Origin of the sequence: Halobaculum limi, assembly GCF_029490015.1 — an archaeon.
GTDB classification, from domain to species: Archaea; Halobacteriota; Halobacteria; order Halobacteriales; family Haloferacaceae; genus Halobaculum; species Halobaculum limi.
Window position 1 is genome coordinate 1,690,259 of the sequence record NZ_CP120468.1, and the last position, 22,213, is coordinate 1,712,471.

Sequence of the window (22,213 nt, forward strand, 5' to 3'; positions counted from 1 at the left end):
GGCGCACCCGTAGGCCGGGTATGACCGAGGATCTCACCCTCGTCGGCGACCTCGTCGCCCGCGAGCGTCGCAGCGAGCAACTCGCCCTGCACGCCGCCGAACTCGACCGCACGTACAGTTACTGGGATCTGTGTAACACTGCCTGCAAGGTCGGCAACGTCTTGAGTCACGTAGGGATTCGCGAGGGCGACCGTCTCGTCATCGACCCCGCACCGGTTCCAGAGCCGATTCTCACCTTCCTCGGCGGCGCACTCCTTGGCACCGTCACGGAGTTCGACTCCGACCCGCCCACCGACTGTGACGCTCGTGGCGTCGTCGTCCCGGTCGAACGAGAAGCCGAGTTCGACCTGCCCGGCGGGTCGAAACTGTGCGCGTACGGCGGCGACCCCGAGCGCCCCGACACCACCCATTGGGAGCAGGAGGTGTGGAGCGAGAACCCCGCGTTCCCGCCGACGTTCCACGACCCCGCAGACCCCGTGCTTCGGGGATCGGTTGACGGCGAGGAGCGCACGCTCTCGCACGCCGACCTGCTCGGAACTGCCCGCGACGCCGTCGAGGCACTCGAGATGGATGCGGAGTCGAAGGTTGCGATCCGTGCGCCGCTCTCGGACCCGCGGACGGTCGCGGCGGGCGTCCTCGCGCCGTTGCTCGCGGGCGGGGCGGTCGCGATTCCGCACGGCGACGACGCAATGGACGCGACCGCCAGCGTCGTCGGAGCCGAGCAGACAGCGCCCGAATCCCGGACGCTCGCGGTCGATTCGATCTCGATTTAGCTCGCGTCTTTCAGCGCCTCGAGCGCCGCGGGGTTCTCCATCGACGAGAGGTCACCCGGATCCTCGCCCTCGTAGACGGAGGCGATGGCCCGGCGGATAATTTTGCCCGACTGCGTCTTGGGGAATTCGTCGACGAACAGGATCTCACGCGGGCGGAACGGCTTGCCGTGTTCCTCGCCGACGAGGTCGCGCAGTTCACCTCGGAGGTCGTCGCTCGCCTCGACGCCCGGTTCGAGGACGACGTACGCGACGACGGCGGTCCCAGTCGTCTCGTCGTCGACGCCGACGGCGGCCGCTTGGTTCACGGCGTCGTGGTCGATGAGGACGCCCTCGATCTCGGCGGGGCCGACCTTCCGCCCGGCGACGTTGAGCGTGTCGTCGGCGCGGCCGTGCAGGAACCAGAAGCCGTCCTCGTCTTTCTGCGCCCAGTCGCCGTGGTTCCACATCGCCGGGTTGGTGAACGTCGACCAGTACTCTTCGAGGTAGCGCTCGTCACCCGACCAGAGGCTCTTGGTCATCGAGGGACAGGAGTCACGCGCGACGAGATAGCCCCGTTCGTGGGTGTCGGCGATGGAGTCGCCGTCCTCGTCGACGATGTCGATGTCCATCCCGAGTCCCGGCCCGCCGAGCGTACACGGCTTGAGTGGCTGGTCCGGCATCGGCATCAGGAAACAGCCGCATATCTCCGTGCCGCCGGAGATGTTGACGATGGGGATGTCGCCGCCGCCGACGTGCTCGTAGAACCACAGCCAACTCTCGGGGTCCCACGGCTCTCCGGTCGATCCGAGGATACGCAGACTGGAGAGGTCGTGTCCCTCGACGTGGTCGTCGCCGTACTTCCGTAGGGCACGGATCGCAGTCGGCGAGATGCCGAACTGCGTCACGTCGTGGCGGTCGATCATCTCCCAGAAGCGGTCCGGACCGGGGTGGTCGGGCGCGCCCTCGTACATCAGGACGGTGCCGCCGAACGTGTGGTTCCCGATGAGCGTCCACGGCCCCATCATCCAGCCGATGTCGGAGACCCACCAGAACACGTCGTCCGGCTTCTGGTCGAAGCCGAAGTGGATCTCTTTGGCGCACTGCATCTGGACGCCCGCGTGGGTGTGGACGATGCCTTTCGGCGTGCCCGTCGTCCCCGAGGAGTACAGCAGCATCGACTCCTGATCGCTGGGGAGCGACTTCGTCTCGTACTCCGATGGCTGCGACTCCACCGCGTCGCTCCACCACTCGTCGCGGTCTGCATTCCAGGGAACCTCTGTGTCTGACCCCTCGTCGTTCTGCTCACGGGTCGTTTCACTCCTCGTTCGCGTATCTGCGGCGCTTCGCGCCGCGCTTCCCAATCGGTCGTACACGACCACGTCCTCGACGTGGCCCACCTCGTCGATGGCTTCGTCGGCGGTGTCCTTCAGGACGACCTCGCTCCCGCGGCGATAGAAGCCGTCGCCAGTGAACAGCACCGAACACGCGGAGTCGTCGATGCGAGTCGCCGTCGCGTCGACGCCGAACCCCGAGAAGATGGGGACGGCGATGGCACCCACTTTGAAACAGCCGTAGAGGATGCTCATCACCTCGGGAACCATCGGCATGTAGAGGCCGACCGTGTCGCCCGTCTCGACGCCGCGCGATTCGAGGTAGTTGGCGACGCGATTCGCTTGCTCGTACAGGTCGCCGAACGTCACCTCGCGCGTGTCGCCGGGTTCGCCCTCCCAGACGCACGCCACGTCGTCGCGGGCGTCGCCGGTCGCGTGCCGGTCGAGGACGTTGTGTGCGACGTTGATCCGGCCACCGGGGTACCAGTCGGTGAACTGCGGGCCGTCGGTGTCGTCGCGGACGGCGTCGTACGCCTCGTCAAACTCCACCCCGAGGTAGTCGACGAGTTCGTCCCAGAACCAGTCGACGCCGGAGTTGGGTTCGCCCGCGAGTTCCGTCGTCGTTCGCTCGATCAAGGCCTCGTAGCCGTCGATACCGTACGCACGCTCGAACGCGCGGACGTTCGTCGCCTCGGCGACCGCCTCGTCGGGACGGTGAACCACGGTGCTGGTGTCGACCGCGTGGTCGGGGTCGTCGCTCATGTCCGGCCGTTTTTGCGGCGAGGGCAAGTAGTTTTACACCGTTCCGGATCACGGTCCACCGTCCGCGCGACAAGAGCGAAGTAGCCGGGCGTCGGCAATCGGGTATGACCGACGCCGACGCGGACGCCGCCGTCGACGAGTTCGACCCCACCACTGCTTTCGACCTCTCGGGACGCGTCGCCGTCGTCACCGGCGGCACGCGCGGCATCGGCCGCGCTATCTCCGTTGGTCTCGCCAACGCCGGGGCCGACGTGGTGCCGACGAGCAGAACCTCCGCGGACGTCGAAGAGGCCGTCGCCGCCGTCGAGACACGCGGTGGAGACTCGCTGGCGTGTCCGACGGACGTGACCGACACGAACGACGTGACCACCCTGATGGCACGCGTGCGCGACGAACTCGGCGGGACGGATGTCGTCGTGAACAACGCCGGCGTCAACCCGGACGGCGCACTCGGGCCGCCGGAAGCGACGACCGAAGACGGAACAGAGACGGTTCTCGACGTGAACCTCCGTGGTGCGCTTCGCTGTGCCCGGGCGGCCGCCGAGGGCCTCCGTGCGAGCGACGGCGGCAGTCTGATCAACGTCGCCTCCGTTGGTGGACTGGTCGGCCTCCCGCGGCAACACCCGTACGTCGCCTCGAAGCACGGCCTCGTCGGGGTGACGAAGTCGATGGCGCTCGACTGGGCGCCCGACGTGCGCGTGAACGCCGTCGCCCCCGGCTACGTCCACACGGAGTTGACCGCGGACATCGCCGAGAACGAGCGACTGCTGGCGTCGATTCGCGAGCGAACGCCGCTCGACCGCTTCGCCGACCCTGCTGAGGTCGCGGGGCCAGTGGTGTTTCTCGCGAGCGACGCCGCCTCGTACGTCACGGGCGCGTGTCTGAGCGTGGACGGCGGGTGGACCGCCCGGTGAGTCGATCCCTCCACAAACGGTAACTCCCGCGGGGTCGTATCACCCGGTATGTACGTCCGCGACGCCAAGAACCGAGATGAGGCGTGGCTGCTCGACCACATCGAGGCGATGGGACTCGACGAGCGGTCGTTCCGGTCGCGCGACTACGTCATCGCCGTCGAGGAGGGGTCGAACACGCGGGCGGGATTCGGCCGACTGCGCATCCACAAGACCGACGATGGCGAGTTCGTCGAACTCACCGGCATCGGCGTCCTCGAGTCCTGGCGCAAGCAGGGCGTCGGCGCACACGTCATCGAGCGACTCGTCGAGAAGGCCGGCGACGCCGACTTCGACGAGGTGTACTGCTTCACGCCGACGGCGACGTACCTCACGCAGTTCGGATTCGAGACGCTCGACGACGACGAGGTTCCGGACGCACTCGCCGAGCGATTGGACGTGGTTCGCGGCGACAGCGACGGCGACGTGACGCCACTCCGACTCGCGCGCGAAGCGTTCGTGATGCCCGACCGCCTCCGCGAACGGTTCAAGGTCGCCAGCGAGGGCCAACAGACCGACGAACCGGCCATCGAGGAGACGGCGGAGGACTTCGGCATCGACCCCGACGAGGTGACGTACAAGTACGACACCGGACGGTAACCGCCGTCAGTATCGGAGCGGTACACGCCTGCTGGCGGCGCTTACGTCCGCCCGTCGAGGAAGTCCGTCGAGAACACGAGGTACGCGAGCACCGAGCAGAAGAGGATTGGCGGGAGGATCAGAAATCCCCACAACGGCCGGAGCCCCTGAAACAGCATCAGCACGACGTTCGCGAGGCCGATAGCGAGAAACGGCAACACCGCGAGCACCGCCCGTTTGCGGTTCCGGTTCGACCCGGCCTCCTCGGGCCCGTCCGGCCCCCCATCGTTCGACTCGGCGGCGTCACTCGCGTTCGTTGCCATACGCTCAACTCGGGTCCCCGGCCACAAAAGCGGCGCGCTCGCACCGCGAGGCCGCCTACTCCACCGCGTTGTCGTCGAACCGAGCGGCGACGGTCACGAGGCCGAACAGCGTCCCGACGACGAGCAACGAGAGGACGGCCCCGTACACCGCCATCGCCGCCGGTGTGCCGGGAAGCGTGACAGCGCCGAACACCGTCACCGCGCCAACCTCGTTGTTTGCGGCGACGACGTAGCCCGCGGCGGCCGCGAACAGCGTCACTGCTCCGGCCGCGCCGACCAGATATGGCCTGCCCGACACCTCGACGGTCGTCTCCTCACCCTCGACGCCCGGCGGGGCGTCGCTGTCGGCGTCACCGGCGGTCGCGCCTCGGTCGCTCACGGGCGGGATTAGGGCGGCCCACACAAGGCGCTGTCGGGGACGGATCGCTCGCCGTGAGTGCGCGTGCCGTGTTCGGCGCACACGACCTACGATTAAGTGCGCGCAGGCGGTCGGTCCGAGTATGACCGACACCGCTGCCGACCCCGCCGAAGACCCACTCGTCGCTGCCGCTCGCGAGGCGTTCGCCGACGCACACGTCCCCTACTCTGAGTACCCCGTCGGTGCGGCGCTGCGCGCGGCCGACGGCACCGTCTACGTCGGCTGTAACATCGAGAACGCCAACTACTCCAACTCGCTGCACGCCGAGGAGGTCGCCATCGCGGAGGCGGTCAAGAACGGCCACACGGAGTTCGACCGCCTCGCCGTCGCCTCCGACGCCCGCGACGGCGTCACGCCCTGCGGAATGTGTCGGCAGACGCTCGCGGAGTTTTGTGACGCGGATCTGGAGGTCGTCTGCGACGAGGGTGACGACGTCTCCACGTACACGCTCGGCGAACTGCTCCCCGACACCATCAGCCTCCAGACGCTGACGGACGCCGCGGAGCGTCGCAGGCAGCGGTAGCGTCGATATCTGCCGCCGGCCGCAGCCACGGCAACGGCGACAACGCCACCCGCTCACCGAACCCGACGCGCGCCGACGAGAAACGCTGGGTTGCGCGACTCCCGCCGCTCGAACACCGTCTGGTACACGAACGCCAACTCCCACCCGCGTTCGGGCCGGAACAGGTCGCGGATGTCTGCACGCGAGAGCGACGCCCACGTCGCCGGAACCCGGTCGCCGCGGGCGTCACACAACAGGTAGTACCACCCACCCGGTCGGAGCGTCCGTCGGATAGCGTCGGTCGCCACTCGCTGTTCGTGGCGACCGAGACAGTGCAGCATCGCGGAGTCGACGACCGTGTCCGCACGCACGCCCAACTCGTCGAGGCGGAGCGAGTCCCACACGAGGAACTGGGCGCGGACCCGTCGCCAGCGGGCCTTCTCGCGGGCCTGCGCGATGGCGGTCGGTGCAACGTCGACGCCGAGTACCTCGTGTCCCTGTCGTGCGAGAAACATCGTGAGTTCGCCCGTTCCACAGCCCACCTCGATGACGCGGGGACCGATCCGTCCGGCCTCTTCCAGATACACGAACGGACGCTGTGGTCGGCCGATGTCCCAGTTCGGCGGGTACCCACGGTAACTCTGGTCGAAGGCGTACGCGGCGGCAGGGTTTTGATAGTCGAGACCAGGGTCGGGGGGTGACGCCACAGTCGACACTCGGCCCGATCGCGCTTAGTACCAAGCGACGGCTCCGACTGCTCTGACAGCGGTCAGACGCCGTCGAGTAGGCGGGCGAAGAAGTGATCCTGATTCGGCATGTCCTCGCGGTCGGCGTAGTCGTCTGCCAGCGCCAGCCATCGGAGGACGACGACGAGGTCGTGGTCGGGGTCGACCCAGACGACGTTCTGGCCGTGGCCGAGCATCGCGTACGCCGACTCCGGCGCCGACGGCCACAGGGCGTTGTCGGTGTTGAGCCACAGCAGGAAGCCGTAGTTGGGGTTCTCCGTACACGGCTCGGTCGCCATCTCGACCCACTCCCGAGAGAGGAGGCGCTTGTCACCCCATCGCCCCTCGTTCAACAGCAGGTGGCCCGCCCGCGCGAGGTCGCGTGTCGACCCCCAAAAGCCGCCGCCCCAGTGGCCGCCGCCGGAGACGGATTTCATCGTCCGGCCGTCGACCGCTACGTCGGAGTTGTGGTAGCCGTGCCATTCCCACGACCGTGTCGCACCTGCGGGGTCCAGCACTTCGTGGGCCAACACGCGGGGGAGTGGCTTCGCCCACAGGCGCAACAGCGAGAGTGCGAGGCGATTGATCCGCACGTCGTTGTACTCCCAGTGGGTGCCCGGGGCCTCCAACTCGCGGTGCTCGCCCTTCCCAGGACCGTCCGTCTTGCCGACGCCGCGGTTGCGGTCGATGCTGTCCGGACGGTCGAACAGCGTTCCCTCCCACTCGCTGGTCTGCTGGAGGAGGTGTCGCCACGTGATGGGGGCGTTCTGCTCGCTCGTGTAGCCGTCGTCTGCTGCGTGGCCCTCGCTGTCGGCGACCCGGTCGTCGAGGTCGAACAGGCCGCGGTCCCACGCCACCCCGGCGACGAGCGACAGCATCGACTTCGCCACCGAGAAGGAGTGGTCGACGCGTCGGGTGTCACCCCACTCGGCGACGAGGCTTCCCTCTTTCAGGATTACGCCCGCCGGCCCGCCGCGACGGTCGGGCATCGGCCCGAGCGTGTAGCCCAGTTCGCCCTCGGACTCGTCCCACGGCTCCTGGTTCGAGAAGTCGTACGCCACCTGTTCGGGCGGCGTGCCGGTCGTGAGGTGGAACTCCACGGCGTCGCGGACGGCGTTCGGGTCGAGACCGACCGTCTCGGGGGAAACCGACTCGAAGCCGTCGTCGCCGGCGTCGGGGACTCGCATACTCGCGTCTCCGTCGGGGAGGGCATAAACCGACGGGAGGGGGAACCCGGTGCCGGATGCCGCCTTCGGGGGACGAAACGAGCGAACTACAAGGGCGCTTCCAGTACAGACCGGATATGAGCGACCACGGTCCCAGCGACGACAGCGAGGATCCGAACAGCGACGTGCAGTACCACATCGAGGTCGGCCCCGACGACGTGGCCGACACCGTCCTCCTCCCCGGCAACCCCGAGCGCGTAGACAAGGTGACGGCGCTGTGGGACGACCACGACGAGAAGGCGTACCACCGCGAGTACCGCACCGCGACCGGCACGTACGACGGAGAACCGCTGTCGGTCACCTCCACCGGCATCGGGTCGCCGTCCGCCGCCATCGCCGTCGAGGAACTTGCTCGCGCCGGCGTGGACACGTTTATCCGCGTCGGCTCTTGCGGCGCGATTCAGGAGGGGATGGACGTCGGCGACCTCGTCATCACCTCCGGCGCGGTCCGCCAGGAGGGGACCAGCAAGGAGTACGTCCGCGAGGACTACCCCGCCGCCGCCGACCACGAGGTCGTCTCTGCGCTCGTCGCCGCCGCCGAACGCCTGGGCTACGACTACCACGTCGGCATCACGATGTCGGCCGACTCCTTCTACGCCGGGCAGGGTCGACCGGGGTTCGAGGGGTTCGAGGCCGCCGGGTCGGACGAACTGGTCGAGGAACTCCGCGACGCGAACGTGAAGAACATCGAGATGGAGGCGGCCGCCATCACGACCATCGCGAACGTGTACGGCCTCCGCGCCGGCGCAGTGTGTACGGTGTACGCCAACCGCGTCACCGGAGAGTTCCGAACCGAAGGCGAGTCGCGGGCGGCCGAGTGTGCCAGTCTCGCGGCGGCGCTGCTCGCGCGGATGGACGAGGTGAAACGCGAGGCGGGCGTCGACCGCTGGCACGCCGGTCTCTCGCTGGAGTAGTCGACCGGGTCGACGCCGACGCGCCCCCGTCGCGTTCGTCGCTCTCGTTCGGATCGGGGGTACCGTACCGTGGTTCGTTGCTGGCGGTTTCAACACGACTTTATCCTCTGGCTTGGAAAATCGGCGTATGAGTACGCAGGTCGTCGTCGTCGGTGCCGGGTACGCCGGTGCCGGGACGGTGAAAGCATTCGAAGACGCGATCGAACCGGGCGAAGCAGAACTGACGTGGGTGTCTGATCACGACTACCACCTCGTCCTCCACGAGGCCCACCGCGTCATCCGCAAGCCCGAAGTCGAGTCGAAGATCGCTATTCCGGTCGACGAGATCAAAGACGACTCCACCGACTTCGTGAAGGGACGCGTCACCGACATCGACACCGACGAACGAGTCATCCACACGAACGCTGGCGACGAGGTCGACTACGACTACGCGCTCGTCGCGGTCGGCTCCGCGACCGCCTTCTTCGGTATCGACGGCCTGCGCGACCACGCGCTGACGCTCAAGAGCCTCGACGACGCCCGCGAGATCCACCAGGCAGTCAAGAGTGCCGGGCAGGAGGCGACGACGACCGACCCCGCGAAGGTGCTCGTCGGCGGTGCTGGCCTGTCGGGAATCCAGTCTGCGGGTGAGATCGCCGAGTTCCGCGACGACCACAAGGCTCCCATCGACATCGAACTCGTCGAGGGACTGGACTCGGTGTTCCCGAACAACGACCCCGAGGTGCAGGGTGCGATCCGCAAGCGCCTCGACCAGAAGGACATCGCTGTCTCCACCGGCGAGTTCATCTCGAAGGTCGACGACAACGCCGTCTACCTCGGCGGCGCCGAGGCGGAGTACTACGGCGAGGACGGCGACGGCGAGGCCCCCGAGAAGGAGGATATCGACTTCTCGGACGACCTGGTGATGGACTACGACGTCCTCCTGTGGACGGGTGGCATCACCGGCCAGCCAGAAGTCGACGACTTCCACCTCGACGCCGACGACCGCTCCCACCGCGTGTACGCCGAGTCGACGTTCGAGACGAGCGACGACCGCGTGTTCGCCATCGGCGACACCGCCCTCATCGACCAGGGCGACGACAACGTCGCGCCCCCGACCGCGCAGGCCGCGTGGCAGGCCGCCGACGTCGCCGGCGAGAACCTCGCGCGCGCCGTCCGCGGTGCGCCGCTGAAGTCGTGGCAACACGAGGACAAGGGGACGCTCATCTCGGTCGGCGAGGAGGCCGTCGCCCACGACGTGAAAGGCCCCGGCTTCTCGGTGCCGATCAACACCTTCGGCGGCCCCGCGGCCAAGGCGCTGAAGAAGGGCGTCGCGAGCAAGTGGATCGCAGACCTCACCGGCTTCGGGCGTGCGCTCAACGCCTGGAGCGACATGTAAGCGGCGGCAAAAACCGCTTCAAGAACCGCGTTCTCGACGGGTCGAGACTCACCAGCGGACGCCGTCTCCAACACTGCTGTCGCGTTCGTCGTCACGCTGATCGCTGTCGTGGCTAGCGCACACGGCAGGACGTGGCGACGACTCGCTATCTGACTCCGTAGATCCGGCCGCCGATCAGTGTTCGGGCGGTTCTGCGGGCGCTTCCATCCCGTCGATCTTGAGGATGAGAACGGAGGCGGTGTCGTCCTTCCCGTCGAGCGTACCGTCGATGACGAGTTTCGACAGCGGCGTCGGACCGACGCTCACGTCGTCGCCCTCGTGGAAGTCGCGGACCGACCCCTGCAGGTGAATCTCCGCGCGGCACAGTTCGGGGTGGTGGACGGAGGTGAGGTTGATCTCTTGGACGTTGACGTTCTCTAACTTCTCGCCGTTGTGGAACAGCGGCGTCGACGCGGGTTCGTCGAGGCTCTGGAGGTCGAGTGCTTCGAAGGCGTTCGCGGTCGGCTTGTAGCCGCCTTTCGGCCCGGGTACACCCTCGACCAACTGCAGCGCTTTCAGGCTCTGCATCTGGTTGCGAATCGTACCGGCGTTGCGCCCGACGGCGTCGGCGATAGTCTCGCCTTTCACCGCGTCTTCCTCCTCGCGGTAGAGGTTGACCAGTTCGTTGAGGATCTTCCGCTGGCTGTCCGTGAGTTCGATGGACGACATTTGTTTATGGTTTTACCGGCCACCGCTTAAAACCACGGACCCGGTACGGCGACGTGACGCCGCCTCATTCAAACGTCAATCCGCCGACGGCACGGGGGTGGCCGAATCTCGTGACGACGGTGCGGTCGGTCAGAACCACCGTGTTTGAAGCCCCCGGACACCGCCGCTTGGGGTATGACCGTTCGTATCATCGGCGTCCCGACCGACTACGGTCAGGACCGACGCGGTGTCGACATGGGCCCCTCGGCCATCCGCTACGGCGGCCTCTCGGATGCGCTCGCGGCGGCGGGCGTCGACGCCGTCGACGACGGCGACCTCACAGTGCCGCGTGCGGAGGAACGCGACCCCGACTCACGCCCGCCGAGTCAGGGGAACGCGAAGTTCCTCCGTGAGACTGAGGAGGTGACGACGGCGCTTGCCGACCGCGTCGCGGCCACCATCGACGACGGCGACACTCCACTCGCGTTGGGTGGCGACCACTCCATCGCCATCGGATCGCTGCGTGGGAGCGCCCGCGACGCCGATATCGGCGCGGTGTGGTTCGACGCGCACGGCGACTACAACACGCCGACCACCTCGCCGTCGGGCAACGTCCACGGGATGCCGCTGGCGGCGGCGCTCGGCTACAACGAGTGGGACGGTGTCGAGTGGGCCAACGCCCCTGGACTGAGCGAGGAGAACGTGGCGTACGTCGGCCTCCGCGCCCTCGACGACACCGAACAGGCGGCCATCCGCGACTCCGAGATGACGGCGTACACGATGTCCGACATCGACGAACGTGGCATCACCGACGTCGTCGAAGCGGCCCTCTCGGTCGCCGCCGACGGGGTCGACGGCGTCCACGTCAGCCTCGATATGGACTGGCTCGATCCGACCATCGCGCCCGGCGTCGGGACGCCCGTCCGCGGGGGCGCTACCTACCGTGAAGCGCACCACGCGATGGAACTCGTCGCAGAGGCCAACTCCGTCCGTTCGATGGAGGTCGTCGAGGTGAACCCCGTCCTCGACGAGTCGAACGAGACGGCGTCGCTGGCGACGGAACTGGTCGCGAGCGCGTTCGGCAAGCGCATCCTGTAACGGCGGTTCGTCCAGTCACTCGACTGTCGACTCCTGGGCACGCTTTTATGTAGAACACGTTTGTGGGCGCCACCGCCCGCAGTGGACGGGTGCGATGCCGGGATGTCGAACGTTCGGGCGGCCCCCGAGCGCTCGAAGCCGTTCGATTCCGAACGCGCGAATTGCGTTCTGTGACTGTCTCAAAAGATCGCAGCGTGGCGATGCGGTCGCCTTCGACGCGAGCGAGTTACGCTTCTCGCTCGGGGTCGACTCGTTCGGCCGAGAGCACGTCGACGGCGGCGACGGTGTCGCCCTCGTCTAAGTCCATCACGGTGACGCCCATCGTGTTGCGCCCGATGGTCGAGATGTCCTCGACGCGAGTGCGCATAATCTGCCCGGCGGCGCTCATCGCGAACAGGTGGTCGCCGTAGGTGACGGCCTCCACCGCGCAGACGGAACCGTTTCGCTGGTTCGTCTTGATGTCGATGAGCCCCTTCCCGTTGCGACTCTGTCTCCGGTACTGGTCGAGGTCCGTCCGTTTCCCGTAGCCGTTCGCGGTGACGGTCAACACCCAGTTGTGGGTCTCCTCGTCGATGGCAGCCAAGCCGGCGACTCGGTCGTCACCCTCCAGTTTGACGCCGCGGACGCCCCGGGCGGTGCGGCCCATCGCGCGCACCTCACTCTCGTCGAAGCGGATGGCCATCCCGTCGCGCGTGCCGATGACCAGATCGCGGTCGCCGTCGGTCACCTCCACGTCGACGAGTGCGTCGTCGTCCTCCAGCGAGATGGCGCGAATCCCCGTCGAGAGGATGTTCTCGAAGTTGTCGCCGGCGGTGCGCTTGATGTAGCCACCAGCGGTGACCATCGTGAGGTACTCGTCGCCGTTGAGGTCGGCCGTGTTGACGACCGCGGTGAGGTCCTCGTCGTCGTCTAAGTCGAGGACGTTCACCGCGGATTTCCCGCGGGCGGTGCGCCCCATCTCGGGCACCTGGTACGTCTTCAGTTGGTACACCTGCCCCTTGTCGGTGAAACACAGCAGGTAGTCGTGTGTGGACGCCAGGAACACCGACGAGACGCGGTCACCCTGCTTGAGGTCTGCGCCGATGATGCCTTTCCCGCCGCGATTCTGCGCGCGGAAGTCGGCCGCGGGCATCCGCTTGATGTAGTCGTCTTCCGAGAGGACGACCACGGACTCCTCCTCCGGGATGAGGTCCTCGTGGGTGACAGAGCCAGTGTCCTCGACGAAACCGGTGCGCCGGTCGTCGTCGTACTGGTCTTTGATCTCGCGCAGTTCCGTCTTGATGACTTTCAGCAGTTCCGACTCGGAACCGAGAATCTCGTTGAGGCGCTCGATGGTCGCCTGCACGTCCTCGTACTCGTTTTCGATCTCGGCGGCCTCCATCGAGGTGAGCGAGCCGAGTTGCATCCGGACGATGTGTTCGGCCTGCTCTTCGCTGAAGTTGAAGCCCTGCCGGAGCGCGGCTTTCGCGGCGTCGCGATTCTCGCTCTCACGAATCGTCTCGACGACGTCCTCGACGTTCTCCAGCGCCTTCAGCCGACCTTCGAGGATGTGTGCGCGGTCTTCGGCCTCCTGCAGGTCGAACTCCGAGCGCCGGGTGACGACCTCCTTGCGGTGGTCGATGTAGTGTTCGAGCGTCTCCTTCAGCGTGAGCACTTTCGGCTGGCCGTCGACCAGCGCGAGGTTGATGACGCCGAACGTGGATTCGAGGTGGTGTTCCAGCAGTTGGTTCTTCACCACGTCGACGTTCGCGCCGCGCTTGAGTTCGATGACGACGCGGACGCCGTCGCGGTCGGACTCGTCGCGCAGGTCCGAGACGCCCTCGATGACGCCCTCGTTCACGTCGTTGGCGATGCGTTCGACGATGCGCGCTTTGTTCTCCTGATACGGGAGTTCGGTGACGACGATGCGCTTGCGATCGTTGCCGAACTCCTCGACGTCCATCTCCGCGCGGACACGGACGCGACCGCGGCCGGTGGTGTACGCCTTTCGGACGGAGTTGCGCCCGACGATGTTCGCGCCGGTCGGGAAGTCGGGCCCCTTGACGTGTTCCATCAGGTCCGCAATCTCCGCGTCGGGGTTGTCGATGAGTTCGATCGTCGCGTCGATGACCTCACCGAGGTTGTGCGGCGGCACCTTCGTCGACATCCCGACCGCGATACCGGTCGATCCGTTGACGAGGAGATTCGGGTACGCCGCCGGGAGGACGTCCGGTTCTTGTAGGCGGTCGTCGTAGTTGGAACTGAAGTCGACGGTGTCTTTCTCGATGTCTTCGAGCAGTTCCTCGGCGATGTTCGCCATCCGCGCCTCCGTGTACCGCATCGCCGCGGCGGGGTCGCCGTCCATCGACCCGAAGTTCCCCTGGCCGTCGACCAACGGGTAGCGCATCGAGAACTCCTGGGCCATATTGACCAGCGTGTCGTAGATTGCTTGGTCGCCGTGCGGGTGGTAATCACCCATCGTCTCGCCCACGACGGACGAGGACTTCCGGTGACTCGTATTGCTGGTGACGCCCATCTCGTGCATCGCGTAGAGGATGCGCCGGTGGACGGGCTTGAGACCGTCACGGACGTCGGGGAGCGCTCGACCCGCGATGACCGACATCGCGTAGTCGATGTACGACTGCTCCATCTCGTCTTCGATGCGGACGCGGTTGATCTGTGCGGCGCGGACGTCTTCGGGATTGACTGGGGCGTCTGAACTCATCGGTACACCTCCGTCTCGTGCGTGCGTCGTGTCCGTTGCATCGTCTTCGTCGGTCGCATCAGATGTCCACCCACTCGGCCTCGGGTGCGTGCTCTTTGATGAACTGCTTGCGTGGCTCCACCGAGTCGCCCATCAGGACGTTGAACATCCGGTCTGCGGCGGCGGCGTCGTCGATCGTGATCTGCTTGAGGACGCGGTTCTCCGGGTTCATCGTCGTCTCCCACAGTTGCTCGGGGTTCATCTCACCCAGCCCCTTGAACCGCTGGACCTGGTCGGGGTTGCCGTCGCACTTCTCCTCGACGACGGCCTCGCGTTCGGCCTCGGTCATCGCGTCGTACGTCTGCCCGCGGTAGCGGATGCGGTACAGCGGTGGCTGTGCGGCGTACACGTATCCCGCCTCGATGAGCGGGCGCATGTGCCGGTAGAACAGCGTGAGCAGGAGCGTGCGGATGTGCGCGCCGTCGACGTCGGCGTCGGTCATCATAATGACCTTGTGGTAGCGCGCCTCCTCGATGTCGAACTCGTCGCCGATGCTCGTGCCGACGGCGGTGATCATGTTCCGGATCTCCTCGTTCTCTAAGACCCGGTCGAGGCGGTGCTTCTCGACGTTGAGGATCTTCCCGCCCAGCGGCAAGATTGCCTGGAACTCGGGGTTGCGCCCCTGTTTTGCGGAGCCACCGGCGGAGTCACCCTCCACGATGAACAGTTCCGAGTCCTCGGGTTCGCGCGTCTGGCAGTCCGCGAGTTTGCCGGGGAGGGCCGTCGACTCCAGCGCCGACTTGCGGCGCGTGAGTTCTTCGGCCTTCTTCGCGGCTTTGCGGGCGCGGGCGGCCTCGGCGGCCTTGTTCACGACCGTCTCGGCCACGTCGGGGTGCTCCTCGAAGAACGTCCCGAGGTGTTCGTGGACTGCCGACTCGACGATACCACGGACCTCGCTGTTGCCGAGTTTCGTCTTCGTCTGCCCCTCGAACTGCGGGTCCGGGTGTTTCACCGAGATGACGGCGGTCAGCCCCTCGCGGACGTCCTCGCCTTTGAGGTTGCCGTCGAGGTCGCCGATGAGGCCGTTCGCGTTGGCGTAGTCGTTGACGACGCGCGTCAGTGCGGTCTTGAACCCGGTGAGGTGGGTGCCGCCCTCGCGCGTGTTGATGTTGTTGGCGAACGCGTGGACCGACCCCTGCAACTCGTCGGTCGCCTGCATCGCCACCTCGACGAGCACGGAGCCGTCTTCCGCGTCCTCGTCTGTGGCGAAGTAGATGACGTCGCGGTGCAGCGGCGTGCGCGTCTCGTTGAGGTACTCGACGAACTCGCGGATGCCACCCTCGTAGTGGAACGTCTCGTCGGTACCGTCGCGCTCGTCGGTGAGCGTGATGGTGACGCCGGAGTTGAGGAACGCGAGTTCCCGAAGTCGGTTGGCGAGCGTGTCGAACGAGAAGTCCGTCGTCTCGAAGATGTCCGTGTCGGGCCAGAACTGGATGGTCGTGCCCGTCTCTTCGTCGTCGTCCATCGGGCGGACGCGCTCGAACTCGTCGACCTGGGGTTCGCCGTGGTCGAAGCGGTGCTTCCAGACGTAGCCGTCGCGCTTCACCTCGACTTCCAACCAGTGTGAGAGCGCGTTGACGACGGAGACGCCGACACCGTGGAGGCCACCGGAGACCTGATACGACTTGTTGTCGAACTTCCCGCCCGCGTGGAGGACGGTCATAATGACCTCCAAGGCGGGGCGGTCGTACTTCTCGTGTGTGTCGACCGGAATGCCGCGACCGTCGTCGGAGACCGAGACGGAGCCGTCGTCGTGGATGGTCACCTCGATCTCGTCGCAGTAGCCGGCGAGCGCTTCGTCGATGGAGTTGTCCACGACCTCGTAGACCAGATGATGCAGGCCGCGGGTATCCGTAGAACCGATGTACATCGCCGGGCGTTTGCGGACGGCTTGTAAGCCTTCCAACACCTGGATCTGCCCCGCGCCGTACTCACTATCCCCTGAATCTGACATAGGAACCTTATGTGGACATAACGGTGCCCCGGATATAAGTCCTCCCACGCGCGCGCGCAAACGGTCCGTGATACCGTCCGGTGGTCACGTTCGTCCCGCCCCCTTTGGTTCGAGATTCGACTCTGCTGTGGACCGCAGAGAGTCCTGAACGCGCGGTCAGCCGAGAATAGTTGGGATCTCAATACTTCATCGGCCTCGCCGCTGCTCCTCCACGATTCACTTTCACTGCGGTGAGGACACGGTTATAAGCCCACGTCGGAAAGGAGAGGCCACGAGAATGACGTCGTTCCAGTCGCAACTCGGCGAGGACCAGGGGATCGCCGACGAGTTGGCAGAGAGCCAACGAGAGATCTCCATCGCCGAGTTCTTCGAGAAGAACAAGCATATGCTCGGGTTCGACTCGGGTGCACGCGGCCTCGTCACCGCCGTCAAGGAGGCCGTCGACAACGCACTCGACGCCTGCGAGGAGGCAGGCATTCGCCCCGATATCTACGTCGAAATCCGCGAAGTCGGCGACTACTACCGCCTCGTCGTCGAGGACAACGGTCCCGGCATCACGAAGGCACAACTCCCGAAGGTGTTCGGGAAACTGCTGTACGGGAGTCGCTTCCACGCCCGCGAGCAGTCGCGCGGGCAGCAGGGGATCGGTATCTCCGCGGCGGTCCTCTACTCCCAACTCACCTCCGGCAAGCCCGCGAAAATCACTTCCCGGCCGAAAGGCGAGGCCGACGCGCAGTACTTTGAGTTGATCATCGACACGGACACGAACGAACCCGAAATCAAAGCCGAGCGGACCACCTCGTGGGACCGCTCGCACGGGACGCGCATCGAAGTGGAGATGGAGGCGAATATGCGCGCCCGCACCCAACTCCACGACTACATCAAACACACCGCGGTCGTCAACCCCCACGCCCGCCTCGAACTTCGCGAACCCGGTATCGACGAACCGCTGAAGTTCGAGCGTGCGACCGACCAACTCCCTGCCGAGACGAAAGAGATCCGTCCGCACCCGCACGGCGTCGAACTCGGCACGCTGATCAAGATGCTGGAGGCGACCGAGAGTTACTCCGTCTCCGGGTTCCTCCAAGAGGAGTTCACCCGCGTCGGCCGCAAGACCGCCGACAAGGTGTGTGACAACTTCCGCGACCGCCACTTCGGCCGCGAACTCGGCTGGAGCGCGGACGAGTCGGCCGTCACGGCGGCACTGTCCGCGGCCGTCTCGAACAAGGGTGCAGAGGCCACGGACTTCTTCGCGGGCGAGGTAGCGAGTACGCTCGCGGGGCGTGACCGCACGGCCTACAGCGAACTCCAGGAAGTCGTCGACAACGTCGCGGAGGCCGCACAGGAGGAGTACGGCACCCGCTTCGGCGCAACAGTCCGCGAGAACGCCGTCGAGGCGGCGTGGGCGTCGATAACCGCCTTCGACGAAGAGGCCGACGAGGACGAACTCACCGACGACCTCTACCCCATCGTCGACGACGCCACCTCCACTCGGAAAGACGACGCGGTCGTCGCGGGGATGGCCCAGCGTCTCGCACGCCGGTTCGCCGCCGGCGACGAGCGCTCGCGGGCGACGCACAAGCGCCTGCTCCAACTCGTCGACGAGGCCGCGGACGACACCGAGGAGTTCGACGACGCCACCTTCGGCGACACCGCTCGTGAGAACGTCGTCGAGGCACTGTGGTCGCGGATGGTCACCGTCCCCGACGAGGTGCCGAAGGTGCGCGAGACGGCCGACGACCGCGACACCGCCTCCGAACTGTTGGAGGCGATGCGCGAGACGGACATCCTCGCCCCGCCCACCGACTGTCTCGCACCCATCACCTCGCAACTGGTCGAGGCCGGCCTCCGCAAGGAGTTCGACGCCGACTTCTACGCGGCGGCGACGCGCGACGCCGAGGTGCACGGCGGCGACCCGTTCATCGTCGAGGCTGGTATCGCCTACGGCGGCGAACTCCAAGACGGCGGACAGGTCGACCTGCTTCGCTTCGCCAACCGCGTCCCCCTCGTCTACCAGCGCGGGGCGTGTGCGACGACCGATGTCGTCAAGCGAATCGGCTGGCGCAACTACGGCCTCGACCAACCGGGTGGATCGGGGATGCCGAACGGCCCGGCCGTCATTATGATCCACGTCGCCTCGACGAACGTGCCGTTCACCAGCGAGTCGAAAGACGCCCTCGCCAACATCCCAGCCATCGAAGACGAGATCGAACTCGCGGTCCGGGAGGCCGCCCGCGAACTCAAGAGTTACCTGAAGAAGCGGCGCTCGATGCAGAAGCGTCGCGAGAAGCAGGACGTCCTCGGGCGTATCCTCCCCGAGATGGCCGACAAAGTGGCGGAGGTCACGGGCCGCAACCGCCCGAACATCGACGGTGCGATGGCGCGCATTATGAACAACGTCGGCGTCGAACGCGAACGCGACGGCGACACCGTTCGCCTCATCGTCGAGAACCACTCCGACCGCACCGAGGAACCCGACGTGACCGACATCGTCAGCGTCGAACCGACGGACGTGCCCGAGGAGGCGACCGTCGTCGACCTCGACGGCGAGTGGTTCGTCAAGTGGAACCCGACCGTCCCCAGCGGCGAGGAGGCCGTCCTCGAGTACACCGTAGGAGAGGAGGCGGAGTTCGACGTGAACGTCGACGGTATCGAGACCGAGAAACTCACCGTGAACGCCTGATATGAGCGCAGACACACCCGAATCCGACACGAAACTGAACGAACAGGAGGCCCGCGAGCAGTTGATCGATCTGGCGGCCGACATCTACGACCAGTTCAACCGCGGCGACATCCCGCAGATGACGCTGCCGACGCGGACGAAGAGCAACATCGTCTTCGACGAAGACTCCGGCGTCTGGGTGTACGGCGACCGCACGTCGACGCGGTCGGCCAACTCCGTGCGCGGCGCGCGGAAACTTCTGAAGGCCGCCTACACCATCGACTTCCTCGCGCAGCAACTCGACGAAGACCGCTCGTCGACGCTGCGTGAGTTGTACTACCTCTCGGAGTCGTGGGACTCTGACGAAGCCGGCTTCTCCGACCAAGACGAGTCGAATCAGTTAGTCGAGGATCTGGAGATCGTCTCGGGCGTCACTCGCGAGGACTTCCATATGCGTCCCGAGGAGTCCGGCGCGACGCTGATGGGCCCACTCGAACTGCGTGAGCAGACCCGCCGCGGCGAACGCGACATCCACTGTCAGGAGGACGTCGGCGAGGGGGGCTACCAGATTCCGAACAACCCCGACACGATCCAGTTTCTCGATCACGACATCGACTTCGTCCTCTGTGTCGAGACGGGTGGGATGCGCGACCGCCTCATCGAGAACGGCTTCGACACCGACTACAACTGCCTCGTCGTCCACCTGAAGGGCCAACCGGCGCGTGCGACGCGTCGGATTACGAAGCGCCTGCACGACGAACTCGACCTACCGGTCGTGGTGTTCACTGACGGCGACCCGTGGTCGTACCGCATCTTCGGGTCGGTCGCCTACGGGTCGATCAAATCCGCACACCTCTCGGAGTACCTGGCGACGCCGGAGGCTCGCTACGTCGGCATCCGCCCGCAGGACATCGTCGACTACGACCTGCCGACCGACCCACTCGCGGATTCGGACGTGAACGCCCTCGAGTCCGAACTGGACGACCCGCGCTTCCAGACCGACTTCTGGGAAGAGCAGATCGAACTCCAGCTCGACATCGGGAAGAAGGCCGAACAGCAGGCACTCGCCGCACAGGGCCTCGACTTCGTCACCGACACCTACCTTCCCGAGCGACTCGGGGAGATGGGCGTCCTCTGAGCACTGTCACTGAAGTTCCGCTTCCAGTTCGCGCTCTCGAGTGTCGCGGCGGCGTTGCGCGTCTGCACTCCCCGCGTCGGGCGACTGTGACTCTCGCCGCATCCGGTCGAGTTCTGCCTCGATTTCGTGGTCGGCGAACGGCCCGCTCACTTCGTCTGCGCACGCCGCACAGTAGGTGTTCTCGCCCGAGGTGGTCGTCGCAACTGGAATCCCGGCGACGTATCGCCGCTCGGCGTATCCGCGGCGTTCGCCGTGGAAGATGCGTTTTCCACAGGCGGCACACGGCTCTGGTGGGTTGCGGACGCGTTCGCGCTCGATAGACTTCTTGCGGCCGAACGTCGACACCGGTTCGACGCCGGTCCGAATCACCGTCGGCGCGAGCGCCATCGCCAGCGACGTGAGGACGAACAACAGCGCCCCGGTCACCATCGCGGCCGCCGACAGACCGAGGAGGGCGGCGACGCCGACCCACACCACCCCGGCGAGCAACGCGAGCACCGCCGCCGCGACGGCACCGACCGTGAGCAAGTCGACCGACGGCCCCTCGTTGACTCGCTGCTCGGTGCCGTCGGCGTGGACGGTTCGGCGAGACGCGCCGACGGTGAGGCTGTAGGCGGCGTACAACAGATTCCCGATGCCGCCAGTCAGCAGAAACACGATGACGTGGATGGGCAAACGCCCGAACCCTCGCTTGCGCAAGACGACGCGGTCGCCGTCGTCTTCGAGGGTTCGCCACCCGGCGGCGTTGAGGTCGGCGGTGCGGCGGCGAAGCCACGCGCGGTCCTCGTGAGTCACCGTCTGCGGGCCGCTGTCGACGCCGCCGTCGGTCGCAATCGATCGTGCGTCGCCGTCGCCGACCCCGCCACAGTCCGAACGGACGCGGTCGCCCGCGGCGGCGTCGCCCCCGCAGTGGGGGCACGCCTGCGGGCCGGACGTGGGTGTGAACATTTCATACGAACTATGGTTCCGCAGTTGGAAAGCGTTTGCGCGGCGACGGGAAGCGGAGACCAGCGGTCGACACAACACCGCGTCGGCGCGGTGTCGGGCTATTCGGTCGACTCGTCGAGGGCGACTGGGACCGCCCGCTTCGCGACGCCACTGGCGAACGCCGCGGAGTCGGCTTCGAGGAACGCCTGTGTGTTGTAGTGGATGGGGACGACGAGGTCGGGGTCCATCCGCTCGGCCAGGTCGGTGGCCTCGGGACCGCTCATACAGACGGACCCCGAGATGTTCGCGAGGAACAGCGACACGTCGAGTTCCGCGAACGCGTCGAGTGCGTCGGAGTCACCCGGCCAGAATACCGAGGTTCCCGCCTCGCCGACGGTGAAGCGATAGCCGACGCCGAGCCCTTTCGGGTGTGGGAGGGAGCCGTCGTCGTTCGCGTGCGGGCCACCCGCCTCGTTGAACGCCGGGACGGACCATACGTCGCCGACGCCGTCGACGGCGACGTGGTCTTCCTCGCCGACGCGGACGACGTCGAACGGCAACTCCTCGACCGGTTTCACGTCGCGGTCGATGTTCGCTGCGTCGACGCCCTCGTAGACGACGATGGTGGCGTCGTCTGCGGCGACGCGTTCGACGCCCTCCGAGTCGTAGTGGTGGTCGTGCGTGACGACGACGAGGTCGGCGTCCATCGGTCGGTGGTCGGTCGCGCGGGGATGGGCGGCCTCCTTCGGGTTGCCACCGCCTGGCGGGGTCCACTCACCCGAGAGCACGCCGTAGCGGCCGGGGTCAGTGTAGACCACGGTTCCGTCCTCGCTCTCGATGCGCGCGGTCGCGTAGCCGTACCACGTCACCCGCAGGTCGTCGTGTCTGACGGTCATACGCACGAGTGCGGGCGTGAGCCGTCTATAAGTACCGCTCCGCGAGCGGTCCCGCGGAGAAGCCGACGGCGAACACGAACAGCACCGTGGTCAGCGCGGCCAGCCTGAGCGTCAGCGCCAGCGACGCGCCGCCGGAGGCGACGACGAGCGTCGCCACCAGCGCCACGAACGTCGCCGCGCCGAGCAGGACCTGCAACGGGAACGCCGCGATGGTCCGACGAACGTCCATACCGGCGCGAGGAGCGCCC

General features: G+C 66.6%; 20 protein-coding genes. 9 read left to right on the forward strand and 11 right to left on the reverse strand.

The features are described from left to right. Window positions 1–20: 20 nt before the first annotated feature. Entirely contained in the window at window positions 21–773 is a 753-nt protein-coding gene (locus tag P0D77_RS08390) for an acyl-CoA synthetase family protein (RefSeq protein ID WP_277552455.1), read from the forward strand. On the opposite strand, the gene P0D77_RS08395 is transcribed toward P0D77_RS08390, so the two are convergent. Next, entirely contained in the window at window positions 770–2,845 is a 2,076-nt protein-coding gene (locus tag P0D77_RS08395) for an AMP-binding protein (protein WP_277552456.1), read from the reverse strand. The genes P0D77_RS08390 and P0D77_RS08395 overlap by 4 nt on opposite strands. Before the next feature lie 104 nt (window positions 2,846–2,949). Here P0D77_RS08395 and P0D77_RS08400 point away from each other — a divergent pair, with 104 nt between their 5' ends. Both P0D77_RS08400 and P0D77_RS08405 read left to right on the forward strand, forming a co-directional pair. Then, window positions 2,950–3,759: an SDR family NAD(P)-dependent oxidoreductase gene (locus P0D77_RS08400; protein WP_277552458.1), complete on the forward strand. Its 810-nt coding sequence runs from the start codon at window positions 2,950–2,952 to the stop codon at window positions 3,757–3,759. Window positions 3,760–3,807: 48 nt separating this feature from the next. Next, window positions 3,808–4,395: a GNAT family N-acetyltransferase gene (locus P0D77_RS08405; protein WP_277552460.1), complete on the forward strand. Its 588-nt coding sequence runs from the start codon at window positions 3,808–3,810 to the stop codon at window positions 4,393–4,395. A gap of 41 nt (window positions 4,396–4,436) precedes the next feature. Here the strand turns inward: P0D77_RS08405 and P0D77_RS08410 are convergent, their stop codons facing one another. After that, window positions 4,437–4,697 (reverse strand): DUF8142 family protein, encoded by a 261-nt coding sequence (locus P0D77_RS08410; protein ID WP_277552462.1) that lies wholly within the window; start codon window positions 4,695–4,697, stop codon window positions 4,437–4,439. Window positions 4,698–4,752: 55 nt separating this feature from the next. Continuing rightward, window positions 4,753–5,076 (reverse strand): DUF7520 family protein, encoded by a 324-nt coding sequence (locus P0D77_RS08415; protein ID WP_277552463.1) that lies wholly within the window; start codon window positions 5,074–5,076, stop codon window positions 4,753–4,755. A 121-nt stretch (window positions 5,077–5,197) separates the two neighbouring features. Between P0D77_RS08415 and cdd the strand changes: the two genes are divergently transcribed. Further along, window positions 5,198–5,638, forward strand: coding sequence for a cytidine deaminase (gene cdd / locus P0D77_RS08420; RefSeq protein ID WP_277552465.1), 441 nt, complete (start codon window positions 5,198–5,200; stop codon window positions 5,636–5,638). 53 nt (window positions 5,639–5,691) lie between these two features. Here the strand turns inward: cdd and P0D77_RS08425 are convergent, their stop codons facing one another. After that, the gene (locus P0D77_RS08425) at window positions 5,692–6,324 is read right to left on the reverse strand and encodes a class I SAM-dependent methyltransferase (RefSeq protein WP_277552467.1); all 633 of its coding nucleotides are present in this window, start codon (window positions 6,322–6,324) and stop codon (window positions 5,692–5,694) included. 62 nt (window positions 6,325–6,386) lie between these two features. Then, window positions 6,387–7,529: a serine hydrolase domain-containing protein gene (locus tag P0D77_RS08430; RefSeq protein WP_277552469.1), complete on the reverse strand. Its 1,143-nt coding sequence runs from the start codon at window positions 7,527–7,529 to the stop codon at window positions 6,387–6,389. 116 nt (window positions 7,530–7,645) lie between these two features. Between P0D77_RS08430 and P0D77_RS08435 the strand changes: the two genes are divergently transcribed. Further along, window positions 7,646–8,482, forward strand: coding sequence for a nucleoside phosphorylase (locus tag P0D77_RS08435; protein ID WP_277552472.1), 837 nt, complete (start codon window positions 7,646–7,648; stop codon window positions 8,480–8,482). 127 nt (window positions 8,483–8,609) lie between these two features. After that, a complete protein-coding gene (locus tag P0D77_RS08440; RefSeq protein ID WP_277552474.1) occupies window positions 8,610–9,860 on the forward strand; it encodes an NAD(P)/FAD-dependent oxidoreductase in 1,251 nt (416 codons plus the stop codon). 174 nt (window positions 9,861–10,034) lie between these two features. Here P0D77_RS08440 and P0D77_RS08445 read toward each other — a convergent pair whose 3' ends face one another. Beyond that, window positions 10,035–10,568, reverse strand: coding sequence for an HTH domain-containing protein (locus P0D77_RS08445; RefSeq protein WP_277552476.1), 534 nt, complete (start codon window positions 10,566–10,568; stop codon window positions 10,035–10,037). Between the two features lie 174 nt (window positions 10,569–10,742). Here P0D77_RS08445 and rocF point away from each other — a divergent pair, with 174 nt between their 5' ends. Continuing rightward, window positions 10,743–11,645 (forward strand): arginase, encoded by a 903-nt coding sequence (gene rocF / locus P0D77_RS08450; RefSeq protein ID WP_277552477.1) that lies wholly within the window; start codon window positions 10,743–10,745, stop codon window positions 11,643–11,645. A gap of 226 nt (window positions 11,646–11,871) precedes the next feature. On the opposite strand, the gene gyrA is transcribed toward rocF, so the two are convergent. Then, a complete protein-coding gene (gyrA, locus tag P0D77_RS08455; RefSeq protein WP_277552479.1) occupies window positions 11,872–14,349 on the reverse strand; it encodes a DNA gyrase subunit A in 2,478 nt (825 codons plus the stop codon). 58 nt (window positions 14,350–14,407) lie between these two features. Further along, window positions 14,408–16,342, reverse strand: a complete 1,935-nt coding sequence (gene gyrB, locus P0D77_RS08460; protein WP_277552482.1) for a DNA topoisomerase (ATP-hydrolyzing) subunit B — start codon at window positions 16,340–16,342, stop codon at window positions 14,408–14,410. Window positions 16,343–16,619: 277 nt separating this feature from the next. On the opposite strand from gyrB, the gene P0D77_RS08465 reads away from it, so the two are divergent. Continuing rightward, on the forward strand, window positions 16,620–19,025 hold the full coding sequence (locus P0D77_RS08465) for a DNA topoisomerase VI subunit B (RefSeq protein ID WP_277552484.1): 2,406 nt from the start codon (window positions 16,620–16,622) through the stop codon (window positions 19,023–19,025). Window position 19,026: 1 nt separating this feature from the next. Continuing rightward, the gene (locus P0D77_RS08470; RefSeq protein ID WP_277552485.1) at window positions 19,027–20,142 is read left to right on the forward strand and encodes a DNA topoisomerase IV subunit A; all 1,116 of its coding nucleotides are present in this window, start codon (window positions 19,027–19,029) and stop codon (window positions 20,140–20,142) included. Between the two features lie 6 nt (window positions 20,143–20,148). Here P0D77_RS08470 and P0D77_RS08475 read toward each other — a convergent pair whose 3' ends face one another. The 3 genes from P0D77_RS08475 to P0D77_RS08485 form a co-directional block, all read right to left on the reverse strand. Continuing rightward, window positions 20,149–21,090 carry a DUF8108 domain-containing protein gene (locus P0D77_RS08475; RefSeq protein WP_277552487.1) on the reverse strand — a complete coding sequence of 314 codons (942 nt, stop codon included), beginning with the start codon at window positions 21,088–21,090 and terminating at the stop codon, window positions 20,149–20,151. A 98-nt stretch (window positions 21,091–21,188) separates the two neighbouring features. After that, complete coding sequence (locus P0D77_RS08480; RefSeq protein WP_277552489.1) at window positions 21,189–21,965, reverse strand: MBL fold metallo-hydrolase; 777 nt, start codon at window positions 21,963–21,965, stop codon at window positions 21,189–21,191. Between the two features lie 25 nt (window positions 21,966–21,990). After that, window positions 21,991–22,194: a hypothetical protein gene (locus P0D77_RS08485; protein WP_277552491.1), complete on the reverse strand. Its 204-nt coding sequence runs from the start codon at window positions 22,192–22,194 to the stop codon at window positions 21,991–21,993. Window positions 22,195–22,213: the final 19 nt, after the last annotated feature.